The following is a 14,062-nucleotide window of genomic DNA, read 5'->3' as shown; positions in this document are numbered from 1 at the left end:
AAATGAAACGCGTAAAACTCATGAAACACTCCTATTAGTGATTAAACAAAAACTCCTTCGAGCTCATCAGCCCCCAGAATATGTCTTCCAAAGTGGTGCGGCGGTCATCGGCTGAGGCTTTGGCCAGCATGTCAGCCGCCTTGGCAGCCTCACGCTCGGTGGGCAGGCGCGTCAGTGCGATGAGATAGGCCTCCTCGATGATCTTTTCGTTGCTCAGCTTGGCAGCCAGTAGCGCGTCCAGGCGGTTGTCTTTTTGAGCGAGCTTTTGGTTGAGCGTGTCCCCGTTCGCGATGTGCAGCGCCTGTGCCATGCTGGGCTCGTTGGTGCGTTCACATTCGCAGGTGGCCACGCGGTCGGCGCGGCCAAAGCTCTTGAGGAAGTAGCTGGCGATGTTGCTGTCTGGCAATTGCAGCGCCCGGAAGCCCATGGGGTAGCTCTCGCTGGTGCCGCGGTTGGCGTTGCGCTTGTCGATCTTGAAGGTGGTGGGCGCGGCGGTCACCTGGGACACCGTGTCCAGCAGCACCTCTGCCTTCAGACGGCGCGGCACGTAGTGCGAGCCATAGCGAAGATCCGTGATATTCTCCGGCTGCGTGACGCTGCTGCGCTGGTAGGTCTCGCTTTGCAAAATGGTCCGCATGAGGACCTTCAGATCAAACTTGTGCTGCACAAGGTGGTCGCAGGCAGCCGCAAACAAGGGCTCGTTGCTGGCGGGATTCGTCACACGCAGATCGTCCACGGCTTCCACCAGTCCGGAGCCGAAGAAATTGGCCCACACGCGGTTCACAATGGCGCGCTGGAAAAGCTTGTTGTCCGCGCCGGTCAGCCATTTCGCCAGCGGCACCCGGCGGTCTTCAGTCGAGGTCATCGAGACCGGCGTGGTCACATCCAGCGGGTGCGGAGGCTGCGGCTTGCCGGTGAGCGGCTGCACCAATTCGCCATCATCAGAGGAAAAAAGCACCCGCTCATCGGCCTGCGTGCCGTTCTTGGTGCGCACACGGGAGAGCATGTTGGCAAAGGCAAAGTACTCATTGTTCGTCCACTTCTCCATCGGGTGGTTGTGACACTTCGCGCAGGCGATGGACGTGCCGAGGAAGGCCACGCTGATCGTTTCAGCACACTTGGTCGGCTCGTCGTTCAGGATGAAGAAATTGCCCGCGCCATTTTCCAGCGTGCTGCCGGTGGCAGTCAGCAGGTCGCGCACCATCATATCCCAGGGCGTGTTGGCGGCCACGTTGCGGCGGATCCAGTTGTAGTAGGACCACATGGCCTGCGGCATCAGCTTGTCGCCGTTCACCAGCAGCAGATCGCTCCAGCGGTGCGACCAGTAATCCACAAACTCAGGCCGCTGCAGCAGCGCCTCGATCAGCCGGTCACGCTTGTCAGCACTCTTGTCGGCCAGAAAGGCGCGCGTTTCCTCGAGCGAGGGCAAAACACCGATGGTGTCCAGAAACGCACGCCGCAAAAACTCATGATCCTCTGCACGTCCGGACGGCGGGATGTTCAGCGCGCGCAGCTTGGTCAGCACCTGCTCGTCGATGAAATTGCGCGGCTTCATCTGCGCAAACGCAGGCTCATCCACCCTGCCGTCATTCGGCACTATGATCGTCGAGACCGCCAGGCGGCTCAGATACCACGCGCTGATGGCGGTCTCTCCCCGCCCGGTCGTTTTCACCACGCCCTGCTCGTCTACGGCGGCCACACTGGCGTTCACGCCGTTGTACTTGGTCCAGCGGGTCACGTCTTCGCTGTGCCCGTCACTGAACTTTGCGGTCACCTTGAGCGGCAGCGTCAGGCCCGGCTTTGTCACCAGTTGCTTCGGCTCCACCTCCAGCGCGATGATGCGTGGATCATCCGCCTTCGGCCCCGGCGCACCCGCAGCGATCCAGTCGGCGATCGCTTTGTACTCCGGTGAGTTCACCTCAAAGCGCTTGTCCCCCTTGTGCGGCACCGCTTTCACCGCCTTCAGCAGAAACAAACTGCGCGCCGGATCTTCCAGCGTGAGCCTGCGCCCATTGGCACTGCGGGTGATGGAGATCCAGTCCCCCTCATCATCAAACCCGCGCAGCGACAGGCGAAAACCACCCTGCCCCGCAGCCGCACCATGGCACGCACCCATGGCGCATCCATAGCGTGTGAGGATCGGCTGGATCGTGTTGCGGAAGGACGGGACTTCAGCCGCACTTGCCGACGCAAGAACCGCAAGGACAATGAAGGAACGAAACATCATGAGTGAGACGTGATGAAGTTGGGAGTCCGAAGGCTCGTGTTACGCAAACAGCTCCTTGATCGCCTGCGTTCCAAAATCCACGACCGGGTACGGCCTGCCCTGCGGCCCGGGCAACTCGGTGGTGAGGTCGATTCCCATGGCCTGATAAATCGTGGCAACGATCTCCTTTGGCGCCACAGGGCGTTCGGTGGGGTAGCCACCGATGTCGTCGCTCTTGCCCACCACGTGGCCGCCTTTCACGCCGCCACCGGCAAAATTCACCGTCCAGCAGTTCGGCCAGTGGTCGCGGCCGCCGGCAGGATTGATCTTGGGGGTGCGGCCAAATTCGGCGAGGCAGGTGACCATCGTGTCATCCAGCATGCCGCGCTGAAAGAGATCCTCGATCAGCGCGCTGTAACCCTGGTCATACATCGGGGCCACGATGTCGCGCATGCCCTCGATGCTGGTGAAAGGCTTCGAGCCGTGGATGTCCCAGGTGATCTCGCCAAACACGGTGATAAACGTGTTCACCGTCACGAAACGCACGCCGCGCTCCACCAGACGACGCGCCAGCAGGCAGCTCTGGCCAAAGCGGTTCAGGCCGTAACGCTCGCGCACCTTCATCGGCTCCTTGGTCAGGTCAAAGGCCTCACGCGCCTGCGAGCTCGTCATGATGCGGTAGGCGGACTCAAAGTTGGAATCCATCAGCTTTGCCTGCTCGCTGTATTCAAAATTGCGCACGCTGCTGTCCACAAGCTCCCGCAGCTCACGGCGGCGCTCCAGGCGCACCTCGCCGATCTCCTTCGGCGGCAGCAGATCCGGCACCTTGAAATCCTTCACCGCAGGGTCTGCGTTCAGCACAAAGGGGTCGTAAGACTTTCCAAGGAATCCGGCGTCCTGGCCGTGCGGCATGTTGCCGCCCGTGGGTCCCATCGACTCCGGCAGGATCACATGGGCGGGCAGGTCACTGCGGCGGCCTTGCAGAAACTCCAGCGCGCTGCCCACATGCGGCGTGTTCACACCGCCGGTGAAAAGCCGGCCCGTCTGCATCATCTGGTGCCCCGTGTCATGCACTGCGGCGGCAGTATGGTAGCAGGAGCGGACGAGGCTGAACTTGTCCGCGATCTTTGCGTGCAGCGGCAGGATTTCCGAAATCTCAAACGCATCGCTCTTGGTGCGGATCGGCTTGAAGGGCCCGCGGATCTCGCTCGGCGCATCCGGCTTCATGTCCCACAGGTCCTGCTGGCTCGGTGCCCCTAGGTTGAAGATCATGATGCAGGCTTTGTTGCTCTTCTTCGCGTCCACCCGCCCTTCCGCCTTCAGTTTGGCAAAGCCAGGCATCGTCAGCCCGATGGCGCCGAGCGCGCCTGCCTGCAAGAAGTCACGACGCGTGATGCCGTCGCAATTGGTGATGGAGCCTTGGCCGGAGAACTTGAACATGGTGCGCGTGAGGGGTTGTCTGGGTTTAAAGTACGCGCTCCGGCCAGGAAACTGAATGGATGATGCCACTTTTGAAGATGGGCCTTTCCGGCCTCCTTTTTCTTTCGGCGGAAACATTCCCCCAAATAAAGGGTTGTCCTTTCATGCCACCTTAGTGCTAGTCTTCCTCCTACTCAGCCCATGAAAACTCTCCTCATTATCCTCTCGTTGTTTTTGACGATTTCTCTTCAAGCGCAGAGTCCTGCAACTCCGACAGCCCAGGACGATGTGACGCGTGACGGCCTCTGGGATGCCCGCCTGCAGGGCGGCAACTACCTCGTCCGCTGCAATGCGATCATTGCTCTGTCCAAACACGAGTATATTTCAGATGGCGTCGCCCGGGTGGTCGAGGTGAACCTGACGCTCAACTCCGCTCAGATCATCCGTTTCTATTTTTTGGAGCCCTACAAGCCTGAAACAGGCAGCAGCACCGTGGGCGCAGGCACCCAGGCCCTGGATCGGGCCAAGGGGCTTTTCGAACAGGCGGCGGGCCGCGTGTCACCTGATCTGACCAATCCCAAGGTGGTCAAAAATTATCCGGCTTCCACCCATGCCCACACGGTAGAATTTGTGATCAAGGAAGAAACCCGGCTCAATTCACTCTATGGAAGCCTGGAACGCAGCTTCCGCACGGGCCAGGGACGCATCTGGAGAGAAAACCCGTGATGCGGAACCTGCGCTTCGATGGAAAAGCGGCGGCGGGCTGAAACACCCGCCCCGCGGCATCACACGTTGAAGCGCCATTCCACGACGTCTCCGTCGCGCATGACATACTCCTTGCCTTCGATGCGCCACTTGCCTTTCTCCTTGGCCTTGGCGGTGGAGCCGAGCTCGATGAGGTCATTGAAATGCACGATCTCGCCCGCGATAAAGCCACGTTCAAAGTCGCCATGGATCACACCCGCAGCCTGCGGAGCTTTCATGCCCTTGGTAATCGTCCAAGCGCGGGTTTCTTTCTCGCCCGTGGTCAGATAGGTCTGCAGTCCCAGCAGATCATACGCGCCTTTGATGAGGCGTGAAACACCGCTGTCCGTCACTCCGATGTCCGCCAGGTAGGCCTTGGCCTCTTCCTCGCTCAGGTCGATCAGTTCGCTCTCGATGGCGGCGCTAACGACCACGGCAGTGGCCTCATGTGCATGGCGCACATACTCGCGCACCTTGCCCACGAAGGGATGGTTGTCCGGATCGTTTGAGGCGCTGGCCAGTTCGTCCTCTGCCACGTTGCAGGCAAAGATGCAGGGCTTGGAGGTGATCAGGAAGAATGACTTCAGCAGCTTGCGCTCGTCATCCGTGCACTCCAGCGTCACGGCTGGTTTGCCGGCATCAAAGTGGGGGATGAGCTTCTCACACAGGGCGATCTCGGCCTTTGCCTCCTTGTCTCCGCTCTTGGCCTTCTTCTCGCCCTTTTCCTTGCGGCGCTGCACGGCTTCCATGTCGGCGAGGATGAGTTCAGTATTGATGACCTCGATGTCGGTCACGGGGTCGATGGTGCCGCTCACGTGGGTGATGTCTCCATTCTCGAAGCAGCGCACGACGTGCACGATGGCGTCCACCTCGCGGATGTGGCTCAGGAACTTGTTTCCGAGCCCCTCGCCCTGGGCGGCACCCTTCACCAGACCGGCGATGTCGACGAACTCGATCGCGGCAGGCACCAGCTTGTGGGAGCCGGAGAGCTTGGAGAGCGCTGCCAGACGCTCGTCCGGCACGGTCACCACGCCTGTGTTGGGCTCGATGGTGCAGAAAGGATAGTTGGCCGCCTCCGCCTTGCGGGTGCGGGTGACGGCGTTGAAAAGGGTGGATTTGCCTACATTAGGGAGGCCTACGATTCCGGCTCTGAGCATAAGGGCGGCGAGAGTAGCGGTGTGCGGGAATAGCGCAAGCCTGCTTCTCTGTCCGGAGCTGAAATCAAGGCGTGCCGCTTCCCGAAGTGGTGCTGGTCGTGGTGGGCTGGAAGGTGAGAACCCCGCCGCCGCCACCCGTGGGAGTAATCGCAGCCCCCCCGGGGCCTGTGACGGTCAGATTGCCACTGAGGTACTGCTGGGCAGCCGGGCCCTGCAGCACAAGACTGCCACTGCTTACAGTGACCCCTGTGGCCCCCTGCACAGAATTGCCGAGCGTGAGAGTGCCGGTCCCCGCTTTGGTCAGAGTGGCTCCTGACAGCACAGTGGCATTTCCGGAAAAGGTCAAAGAGGACTGGGTGACAAGCTGCTGGGTGCTGCCGTTGGCCAGCACCAGATGCGGGGCGGATTGATTGGAGAGCGTGGTGGTCGCGTTGGGACTGACCGTGAGGATGCGCTGGGTCTGGTTATCCGCAGCAGATATGGAGAGCGACCCCGTCGCCAGGCTGCCGGAAGAACCCGAGCTGACGAGAAATACATTGCTGCCAGAAACTTCTCCAGAGACCCGCAGCAGATTGGTGCCGCCCGGGGACACAGACAAAAAGTTGCCCGTTTGTGTCTGTGGTGGATTCCCCCCCTGCTCCGTTGATGCGGAGGCATCAGTGCCATTGCCAGCGCTGCTGTTCGAGGCCCCAATGCCGAAAATGCGCGTCAGCAGCCCCGGACTGTCACTTTTCGCCTGAGCCGCCTTGTATTCGCCGGCGGCAGCTTGGGTGATTTTCTGGGTGCTGCCCCCGCTGCTGTCACTGCGGGCAAGCGTCAGCGTGCCCGCAAACAGCTGAGCCTGATGCGCCACTTCCTGACGGATTTCCGGTGCTGCGGCCAAGGGTTGCCTGAAGCTGGCGTTGTCCAGCAGCAGGCTGGAATGAGTAAGCGTGTTGAGATTTACCTGAACGGTGTCGCGCGTGCCTTCGGGACGCTGAACGATCAGGTGGCCAGGATTCAAGGCCATGCTCTGGCCGCCCAAGTCCCCACGCACACCGCCTTCCAAACAGGTCATTTTGACCGACCCATCCGGTAGGACCGCCACGATGGCGGAGCCACGCACCGTGACCTCACCTTGCGGCGTCGTCACGTGCACCGCCGGACGGCGCAGAAAGCCATCCCCGGAGGAGATCAGCAGCACTCCTTTGGAAAGCGAAACATCACCCCGGTCACCCACCTGAGCGGAGGTGTTGGAACCAAGCCGGACGACACTGCCGCGCTGATCCACTGTGGCTTGAGCGCGGGCATCACCCCCCGTCGTCACCTGGTTGCCTGCCGTTTTCACGCTGCCGCTTGAAAGCGTGATGGACCCTGCGGTAAGAGCCGTGGTTTGCACCACTGCCATCAGAGACAGTAAGAGGACTGGTTGCTTCATGGGAGTCTTTTTATTTCAGGTATTGGAACGGACACTGCCAAAAAACGGTGAAAGGTGCAGCCTGGCGTCACCAGGCATAAGCGAACACCACCCCCATGCCGGTATTCAGCACCTTGTAGTCGAAGGCGTTGACATCGGAGTGGTTGAAAACGCCGCTGACGTAAACCTGCGTCATGAGGTTGCTGGTCAATTGGTAGCCCAGCCCCATAAACAGCAGGTGATTCAGATCATTCCGGCTAACATTGACGTAATCAAACCATGCAAAGCGGTAGAGGGTGGTGAGCGTCAGCTTTGGCATCACCTGCCATGCAGCCCCGGCCTGGGCGCTGTATTCGCTGCGTCGGAAAAAATCAGGCGCACCAGACACACTTACGGCAGCATTGCCGCCCAGCCAGACGCTGATATCCGGGCTGAGCCGCCAGCCTTTGCGCAAGCCGACCTCCAGAAAATGGTTTTCATAAAGGCGGTTTCCCCAGTTCCAAGGTGAACTCAGGCGCTGATAGCGGTACTGGCCCCATGCGCTGAAACGGGAGTTTCCCCCAGCAAGCTCTCCGCGCCCTACCTGATACTGCAAGCCAAACTGGCCGCCAAAATCATCGAAATCGAGCTGCTGAAGATTTGCATAGCGCCAAAGCGAGTAGTACGACATGGCAAGCAGGTTGATGCGCTCTGTCAGCTTCGGAAACCACGCTCCGCGCAGGCCCGTGCGGCTCACCCAGTCCGAACTTTCCGGGCCGGGAACCAATGCGGCATTTGAGGTGAAAAAACCGCTGGCCTCAAGCGCAAGGAGAAACTGTTCCGGCTTCCGCTGCACCAGCCCGCTGATATTCTGCACGCCAAACTCCCGGTCCAGCAGGTTGATCTCCGCCTGGGTCGCGGCAGAGCCCGCTGTCTGGGCACGCTTTTCCTGAGCAGTGGTGCGCAGCGCTTCGCTTATCGTTTGATCAATCACTGCGCGATCCACAGCGGGGCTTTGACCCATTGCAGATAGGGCGCCTGCCAAGCTGCCAACGACCCCCAATGACAACGCAATGAAAGATTTATTTAGAAACATTGGCACGTTTCTATAAACCTGCACCGATTTCGTCAAGCGCTGAAATACCGCCTTTGTCGCCTCCTGCTTGCTCTTTACGCCACATCGGCGAAACTCCGCGCCCTTTTTCCGGCTGCACCATGCCTTTCGAACTCCTTGCCACCGACCCCTCCTCCCACGCACGCCGTGGACGGCTGATAACGCCCCACGGGGTGGTGGAGACTCCCGTCTTCATGCCGGTGGGCACCCAAGGCACGGTCAAAGCCATGCACCCGGATGAGCTGAAGGCGCTCAATTCCCAGATCATCCTCGGAAACACCTACCACCTCTTTGTCCGCCCGGGCATGGAGATCATGAAAGAAGCGGGAGGTCTGCACGCCTTTGCCAACTGGGACCGCCCTATTTTGACGGACAGCGGTGGCTTTCAGGTCTTTTCACTGGCCAAGCTACGGAAGATCAAAGAGGAAGGCTGCCACTTCCAGAATCACCTGGACGGCACGCCTATGTTCATCGGCCCGGAGACCTCCATGGAGATCCAGGCCACCCTGGGCTCGGACGTGGCCATGCTCTTTGACGAGTGCACCCCCTACCCATGCGAGGCCAAAGAGGCGGAAAAAAGCCTGGACCTGACCCTGCGCTGGGCGCGGCGATGCCGAACTTGGATCGATGAACACCGCCCCCAAACCGGCGGCGGGGCGCAGCAGCACTTTGGCATTGTACAAGGCAGCGTCTATCAAGAGCTGCGCGAAAGATCCGCCCGCGAGCTGGTGGCCATGGGCTTCGACGGCTACGCCATCGGCGGTCTCAGCGTCGGAGAGCCCGAGGAGGACATGATGCGCATCGCCGAATGGGTCACCCCCCACCTCCCGGCGAATCAAGCCCGCTATGCCATGGGCCTTGGCACCCCTCCCCAGGTCATCGAGCTAATCGCCCGAGGGATTGACATGTTTGACTGCGTGCTTCCCACCCGGCTGGCCAGAAATGGGACCGCTTTCACCCACGAGGGGATGATGAATCTCCGGAACGCCTGCTATGCCCGGGACTTCCGCCCCATCGCCGAAGACACCCACCCCCTGTGCCAGGGCTTCTCACGCGCCTACATCCGCCATTTGGTTCAGGCTCAGGAGATTCTGGGTTTGCGGTTGATTTCTCTTCATAACCTGCATTTCTACGCGTCCCTCACGTCCAGGGCACGTCAAGCGATCGATCAGGGTTGTTTCGCCGAGTTCCGGGCTGAGGTCGTCGCGAAATACAAGTCCACCCCCGCAGCTTCCGAATCATGATCTCTATCTCTCTCGAAAACACCCTTCTTCTTGCCCAGGGAGCGCCTAGCGCACCTGTCGGCGGCATTTTTGGCAATGGAATGATGTTTCCGATCCTGATGATCGTGATCATGTACTTCGTCATCTTCCGTCCGCAGCAGAAGCGCATGAAGGAGCACCAAAAGCTCATCAGCAGCGTTGCCGTGGATGATCACGTCATCATGGAAAGCGGCATGCATGGCATCATCACCAGCGTGAAGGACCGGACCGTCATGGTCAAGATCGCCGACAACGTCAAGGTTCAGTTTGAGCGCGTCAAGATCGCCGCAGTGACGAAAAAATCTGACGTCATTGAAGCGACCGAAGCCTGAGCGGCCTCTCTGATTTTCCCAACCCACCAGCCCCACTGTTCATGAATCCCTTCGCCACCTTCTTTGTCGGTGCCACTCTCCTGATGATGCTGCTCGTCTATGTCGGCACCGCCGTTCACAAGACCAAGCGCTGGGTGGGTACGCTTCTCGTCGCGCTCACCGCCTTCTCCTCCATCTACACGGTGAAGGCGATGAAGCTGCAGCTCGGCATCGACCTCCAGGGAGGAAGTGAGTTCATCGTTCAGCTTGCCCCGGGCAAGAACGACGACGGAAGCCCCAAGGCCGTGACCAGCAGCGACGTGCAGCAGGCGATCGCCATCCTGGAAAGACGCCTCAATCCCGACGCCTCGAAAGACCTGACCCTCCAGCCTGAAGGCACTGACAGGATCGTCGTTCAGATGCCCGGCATCACAGAAGAGGAGATCAAGGAAGTGCGGAAAACCATCCAGACAGTGGCCCACCTGGAATTCCGCAGGGTCCATCCTGACAGTCAGGCCAAGCTTGAGCAGATCAAAGCCCGTGGCGGCATCAAGGAACCAGGGTGGATCGAGATGCCCTACAGCACTCCCATCACGGCCAAAGACGGCTCCGTCATCAACCGCTCCGAACTCGTCCGCGACGTGCCGGACATCGAAGGCAAATACGTTTCCAAAGCTTTCCGCACCGTCGATGCAGAAGGCAACAAGGTGGCGCTCCAGTTCAACAGCGAGGGTGCCAAGCTTTTTGATGAACTTGCCGCGGTGCACTACCAGCATGAAATGGCCATCATCGTGGACGGCCAGATTCACTCCGCACCCCGTCTGCAGGCCAAGCAGTTCGGCGGCAGGGCGGAAATTTCCGGTGGCGGCGGCAAAGGCTTCTCCCAGCAGGAGGCTGACACGCTGGCCACACTGCTGAGCAATCCGTTGCAGAACCCGATGAAGATCCTTTCCGAGAGCTCGGTTTCTTCTGCCTACGGCCAGTCCTCGATCGACCAGGGCAAGTGGATCGGCATCGCCGCGCTGATCATCACCACCTGCTTCATGATGTTCATCTACCGCCTAGCCGGCATCGTGGCCATTGTGGGCCTCATCATCAACATTGCGATCCTTTTCGGCGCCATGGCCCTGTTTGGCTTCACACTCACCATGCCGGGCATCGCCGGTGTCGTGCTCACCATCGGGATGGCGGTGGACGCAAACGTGCTGATCTACGAGCGTCTGCGTGAAGAAATGGAGGCAGGCAAGACCTTCGCAGCCGCCCTGGAAGCCGCCTATGACAAGGCATTCTCCGCCATTGCCGACTCCAACGTCACCACCCTCATCTCCGCCATCATCCTTTTCGTCATCTCCGGCGGCCTGGTCAAAGGCTTTGCCGTCACCCTGATGGTTGGTTTGATCTCCTCGATGATCGGCGCCCTGATCGTCACACGCGTGATCTTCATGTGGGTCGTGGACAAGGGCATCCTGCACAAGATTCACACGACCAAGATCATCCCGGACAAGGTGTTCGACATCCTTTCATCTGCTCCGAAGTTCATCATCGCCTCGCTCGTTGTCACCGCCATCTCCTTCGGCACTCTTGCTTACAAAGGCAGCTCCAGCTTTGGCATCGACTTCCGCGGCGGCAGCCGTGTGGATGTGACACTGGCCAAGGGCAAGGACATCCCCGACACTGAATTTGACGCCCTCTTCAAAGGGCTTAAGCAGGAGAACGGCAGCGATCTCGGCAGCTATTACATTCAGCGCAAGAATGACGCCACCGGAGCGGTCAATCTGAGCATCCGCTGCGAAGAGCTCAGCGGAACGGCCATTCAGCACGCCATCAATGGAAAATGGAAGAGTGACATCGTCGCTGGCACCAGCATCGCGACTGTAGGTTCAGTCATCGGAGACGAACTCGCCAAGCAGTCGTTCTGGGCAATGCTCATCGCATTGGTTGCCATCTTTGGGTATCTGATGATGCGCTACGAAGTCGCCTTCGCCCTGGGTGCCATCATCGCCCTTTTCCATGACGTGCTCATGGTCCCCGGCCTTTGCGTGCTGTTTGGCCAGGAGCTGAGCATCATCCATGTGGGCGCACTGCTCACCATCGCCGGTTACTCCATCAATGACACCATCGTCGTGTTTGACCGAATCCGTGAAACCATTCAGAAGGGCACGGGCGGCAGCATGCGCGACATGATGAACGAGGCCATCTGCAAGACCCTCTCCCGAACGCTCCTCACCGGCCCGACCGCCCTCGCGCCGATGGTTGTGCTGCTCTTCCTTGGCAATCCCGCCATGCTTGAGTTTGCCATGCCGATCACGATCGGTGTTCTGCTCGGCACCTACTCCTCCATCTTCATCGCCTCACCGCTGGTGCTGTGGTACGCGAGGAAGTCCGGCACCAGCCTCAAGCGCCAGGTGCTCGATGCCCAGATCGAGCAGATGAAGGGCGCACAGGCGGTCGCTGCAGCAGCCGCGGCTGCCAGCAAAAAGTAACCCTGAAGTCTTCACGAACCTTGGCTGGAATTTCGTTTCTGGCCGCTCCTGCGGCAAGATGGTCCCCTGGGCCAGCCTTGCCTCGGGAGGAGAGGTGGGCAGTCATAGCTGCAGCAGGTTGGTTTCTCAAATGACCTGTGAGACATGCAGGAGCCAGTCAAGGATGACAGAGGTTCCTGAGTGAAAGCAGCAACTGGCTGCAGTCTGGATTTTGCATCGGGCCGCGAAACTCAGGTCCGTCTGCGAGACCGGTTTCACCATACAGCCACGCGCTGCGCGGGCGGCCAGCCTTGGTCACAAACATGAGCTGGCCTGCGTCTGGCCATCACAAAAGTTAAGGGCGGCATTTCTGCCGCCCCCTTCTTGACCGAGCTTGCTGCCGTTTAGTTATTCACGGGTGGCACCGGATTGACAGGCTCTGCCGGTTTCACTTCAACCGGTGGCGAGGCAGGCGTGCCCGGAGGTGCTCCTAGCGGAGGCGTCGTCCCCGCAGGTGGCGTCACGACTCCGCCCTTGGGTCCGTTGGGATCATCCGGGGCCAGCGAAGTAGCGGCTGCGGCCGCAGCGGCCGCTTCTTCAGCTTTCTTTTTCGACGCAGCCAGCTTTGCAGCGTTGGCTTTCGCCTTTTCAGCCGATTGCTTGAGGTAGGTCGCATAATCCGGCCCGTTGCCTGTGATGGTGACCGGTGTACCAACGGCGGTATGCTCAAACAGGATGGGTGCCATTTTGGATGGCAGACGGATGCAGCCATGCGAAGCACGCCGTCCGGGCTTTGGAATCGGGCCGATGTGCATGCCGACGCCGTCGCCGGTGAGGCGCATGAAGTAGGTCATCTTGGCGGGTTCAAAATGGCCGCCTTCCGGCAGCAGATCACGGCCCTGTTTGAAGTCGGAGTTCACCAGCTTGCCGTCTTTGTCGAAGCCCTTGCCGTAGAGATTCGAGACCTTGTCTTTCACCTTCTCAAGGATTTTGAAGTTCCCTGTGGGTGTCGGAAAGCTGGGAATGCCGCTGGCGAAGTAGGTCCAGCCGACAAGATCTCTGCCGCTGTAGAGCATGGCACGCTGCACATCCACATTGATGACCATGCTCGTGATGGGCTTGTTCCCGCCGCTCCACTCACCCGGGTATTTCCACACTTCCTTAACCGGTTCAGGCGGAGGTGCCGGCGGCTTTTTGCGAAACAGCTGACAGGAGGCAAGCAACACCGTACCGAGAAGAAGTGCGGCACGCGTCAGGGAAAGGGAGGTTTGAAATTTCACAGCGCCCCGACACTAACGGACCTCCACCAGCGCTCAAGTACCAGCGGAAACTATATTTTTAGCAAAGATCGAACAAATCCGCAGCCCGGGAAATAAGCACCTCCGCCCCGCACTCGCGCAGCTCCGCCTCGCTGCGAAATCCCCAGCGCACGCCCACCGCACGCATGCCGCTGCTTCGGGCAAACTGCATGTCGATGCCCGAGTCTCCCACATAGGCCATTTCGTTCGTCTGCAGCCCCAGAAAGGCCGCCATCTCGTGCGCGCCTGCAGGATCCGGCTTACGAGGCACTTCGGCGCGCTGGCCCAGGATGTGGTCAAACACCTGCGTCCCAAAGAAATGCTCCGTCATCGGCACGGTAAAGCGGTGAGACTTGTTCGAAATGACGCCCAGTTTCATCCCACGCAGCTTCATTTCCGCCAGCATCTCCACGATGCCCTCATACGGCCGTGTCTGCTCATGCCAGAGAAGATCATACTGCGCCCGATATTCCTCGGTACAGACCTTGATCAGCGCCTCGCTGCGCACCGCCTCCGGCAGTGCACGCTCCACCAGTTTTTCCATCCCGTCTCCCACCATCTGCTTAAACACCCCCTGCTCGCAACGCGGATACCCCCGCGCGTCCAGCATGCGGTTGATGGATTCCGCGATGTCCGCGAGCGAGTCGATCAGCGTGCCGTCGAGGTCGAAAATGAAGGCTTGGAGTTTGGCCATGCCTCTCTCATGCCCGCGAA

Annotated in this window: 11 protein-coding genes; 4 read left to right on the top strand and 7 right to left on the bottom strand. The window is 59.9% G+C overall.

Annotated elements, in window-relative coordinates; genetic code table 11:
* Positions 1 to 34 precede the first annotated feature (34 nt).
* Together ACZ5WW_RS17635 and ACZ5WW_RS17630 are read right to left on the bottom strand one after the other, a co-directional pair.
* The gene (locus ACZ5WW_RS17635) at positions 35 to 2,227 is read right to left on the bottom strand and encodes a DUF1549 domain-containing protein (RefSeq protein ID WP_377165829.1); all 2,193 of its coding nucleotides are present in this window, start codon (positions 2,225 to 2,227) and stop codon (positions 35 to 37) included.
* A gap of 39 nt (positions 2,228 to 2,266) precedes the next feature.
* Complete coding sequence (locus ACZ5WW_RS17630) at positions 2,267 to 3,646, bottom strand: DUF1501 domain-containing protein (RefSeq protein WP_377165831.1); 1,380 nt, start codon at positions 3,644 to 3,646, stop codon at positions 2,267 to 2,269.
* A 180-nt stretch (positions 3,647 to 3,826) separates the two neighbouring features.
* On the opposite strand from ACZ5WW_RS17630, the gene ACZ5WW_RS17625 reads away from it, so the two are divergent.
* A complete protein-coding gene (locus ACZ5WW_RS17625; RefSeq protein ID WP_377165833.1) occupies positions 3,827 to 4,351 on the top strand; it encodes a hypothetical protein in 525 nt (174 codons plus the stop codon).
* Positions 4,352 to 4,410: 59 nt separating this feature from the next.
* On the opposite strand, the gene ychF is transcribed toward ACZ5WW_RS17625, so the two are convergent.
* The 3 genes from ychF to ACZ5WW_RS17610 form a co-directional block, all read right to left on the bottom strand.
* Positions 4,411 to 5,526 (bottom strand): redox-regulated ATPase YchF, encoded by a 1,116-nt coding sequence (ychF, locus tag ACZ5WW_RS17620; protein ID WP_377165835.1) that lies wholly within the window; start codon positions 5,524 to 5,526, stop codon positions 4,411 to 4,413.
* 64 nt (positions 5,527 to 5,590) lie between these two features.
* Entirely contained in the window at positions 5,591 to 6,943 is a 1,353-nt protein-coding gene (locus ACZ5WW_RS17615) for a FecR domain-containing protein (RefSeq protein WP_377165837.1), read from the bottom strand.
* 67 nt (positions 6,944 to 7,010) lie between these two features.
* The gene (locus ACZ5WW_RS17610) at positions 7,011 to 7,997 is read right to left on the bottom strand and encodes a porin family protein (RefSeq protein WP_377165839.1); all 987 of its coding nucleotides are present in this window, start codon (positions 7,995 to 7,997) and stop codon (positions 7,011 to 7,013) included.
* Positions 7,998 to 8,116: 119 nt separating this feature from the next.
* Here ACZ5WW_RS17610 and tgt point away from each other — a divergent pair, with 119 nt between their 5' ends.
* From tgt to secD, 3 genes are read left to right on the top strand one after another with little or no spacing between them, the layout of a single operon-like run.
* Positions 8,117 to 9,259, top strand: coding sequence for a tRNA guanosine(34) transglycosylase Tgt (gene tgt, locus ACZ5WW_RS17605; protein ID WP_377165840.1), 1,143 nt, complete (start codon positions 8,117 to 8,119; stop codon positions 9,257 to 9,259).
* Positions 9,256 to 9,609: a preprotein translocase subunit YajC gene (gene yajC / locus ACZ5WW_RS17600; RefSeq protein WP_377165842.1), complete on the top strand. Its 354-nt coding sequence runs from the start codon at positions 9,256 to 9,258 to the stop codon at positions 9,607 to 9,609. Before tgt ends, yajC begins: the two co-directional genes overlap by 4 nt.
* A gap of 41 nt (positions 9,610 to 9,650) precedes the next feature.
* Positions 9,651 to 12,071, top strand: a complete 2,421-nt coding sequence (secD, locus tag ACZ5WW_RS17595) for a protein translocase subunit SecD (protein ID WP_377165844.1) — start codon at positions 9,651 to 9,653, stop codon at positions 12,069 to 12,071.
* A gap of 383 nt (positions 12,072 to 12,454) precedes the next feature.
* Here secD and ACZ5WW_RS17590 read toward each other — a convergent pair whose 3' ends face one another.
* Together ACZ5WW_RS17590 and ACZ5WW_RS17585 are read right to left on the bottom strand one after the other, a co-directional pair.
* On the bottom strand, positions 12,455 to 13,330 hold the full coding sequence (locus tag ACZ5WW_RS17590) for a L,D-transpeptidase (RefSeq protein WP_377165846.1): 876 nt from the start codon (positions 13,328 to 13,330) through the stop codon (positions 12,455 to 12,457).
* A 58-nt stretch (positions 13,331 to 13,388) separates the two neighbouring features.
* A complete protein-coding gene (locus tag ACZ5WW_RS17585) occupies positions 13,389 to 14,042 on the bottom strand; it encodes an HAD family hydrolase (protein ID WP_377165848.1) in 654 nt (217 codons plus the stop codon).
* Positions 14,043 to 14,062: the final 20 nt, after the last annotated feature.

The sequence above is a fragment of the Prosthecobacter fluviatilis genome, from assembly GCF_055388355.1.
The sequence above is the reverse complement of the archived record's forward strand: the minus strand, read 5'-3'. Positions and strand labels throughout refer to the sequence as shown.

Bases quoted from the DNA above. Each gene is read 5' to 3' on its own strand.
- ACZ5WW_RS17615 (WP_377165837.1), bottom strand. From the start codon at position 6,943: ATGAAGCAACCAGTCCTCTTACTGTCTCTGATGGCAGTGGTGCAAACC.
- ychF (WP_377165835.1), bottom strand. From the start codon at position 5,526: ATGCTCAGAGCCGGAATCGTAGGCCTCCCTAATGTAGGCAAATCCACC.
- secD (WP_377165844.1), top strand. From the start codon at position 9,651: ATGAATCCCTTCGCCACCTTCTTTGTCGGTGCCACTCTCCTGATGATG.
- yajC (WP_377165842.1), top strand. From the start codon at position 9,256: ATGATCTCTATCTCTCTCGAAAACACCCTTCTTCTTGCCCAGGGAGCG.
- ACZ5WW_RS17585 (WP_377165848.1), bottom strand. From the start codon at position 14,042: ATGGCCAAACTCCAAGCCTTCATTTTCGACCTCGACGGCACGCTGATC.
- ACZ5WW_RS17630 (WP_377165831.1), bottom strand. From the start codon at position 3,646: ATGTTCAAGTTCTCCGGCCAAGGCTCCATCACCAATTGCGACGGCATC.
- ACZ5WW_RS17610 (WP_377165839.1), bottom strand. From the start codon at position 7,997: ATGTTTCTAAATAAATCTTTCATTGCGTTGTCATTGGGGGTCGTTGGC.
- ACZ5WW_RS17625 (WP_377165833.1), top strand. From the start codon at position 3,827: ATGAAAACTCTCCTCATTATCCTCTCGTTGTTTTTGACGATTTCTCTT.
- tgt (WP_377165840.1), top strand. From the start codon at position 8,117: ATGCCTTTCGAACTCCTTGCCACCGACCCCTCCTCCCACGCACGCCGT.
- ACZ5WW_RS17635 (WP_377165829.1), bottom strand. From the start codon at position 2,227: ATGATGTTTCGTTCCTTCATTGTCCTTGCGGTTCTTGCGTCGGCAAGT.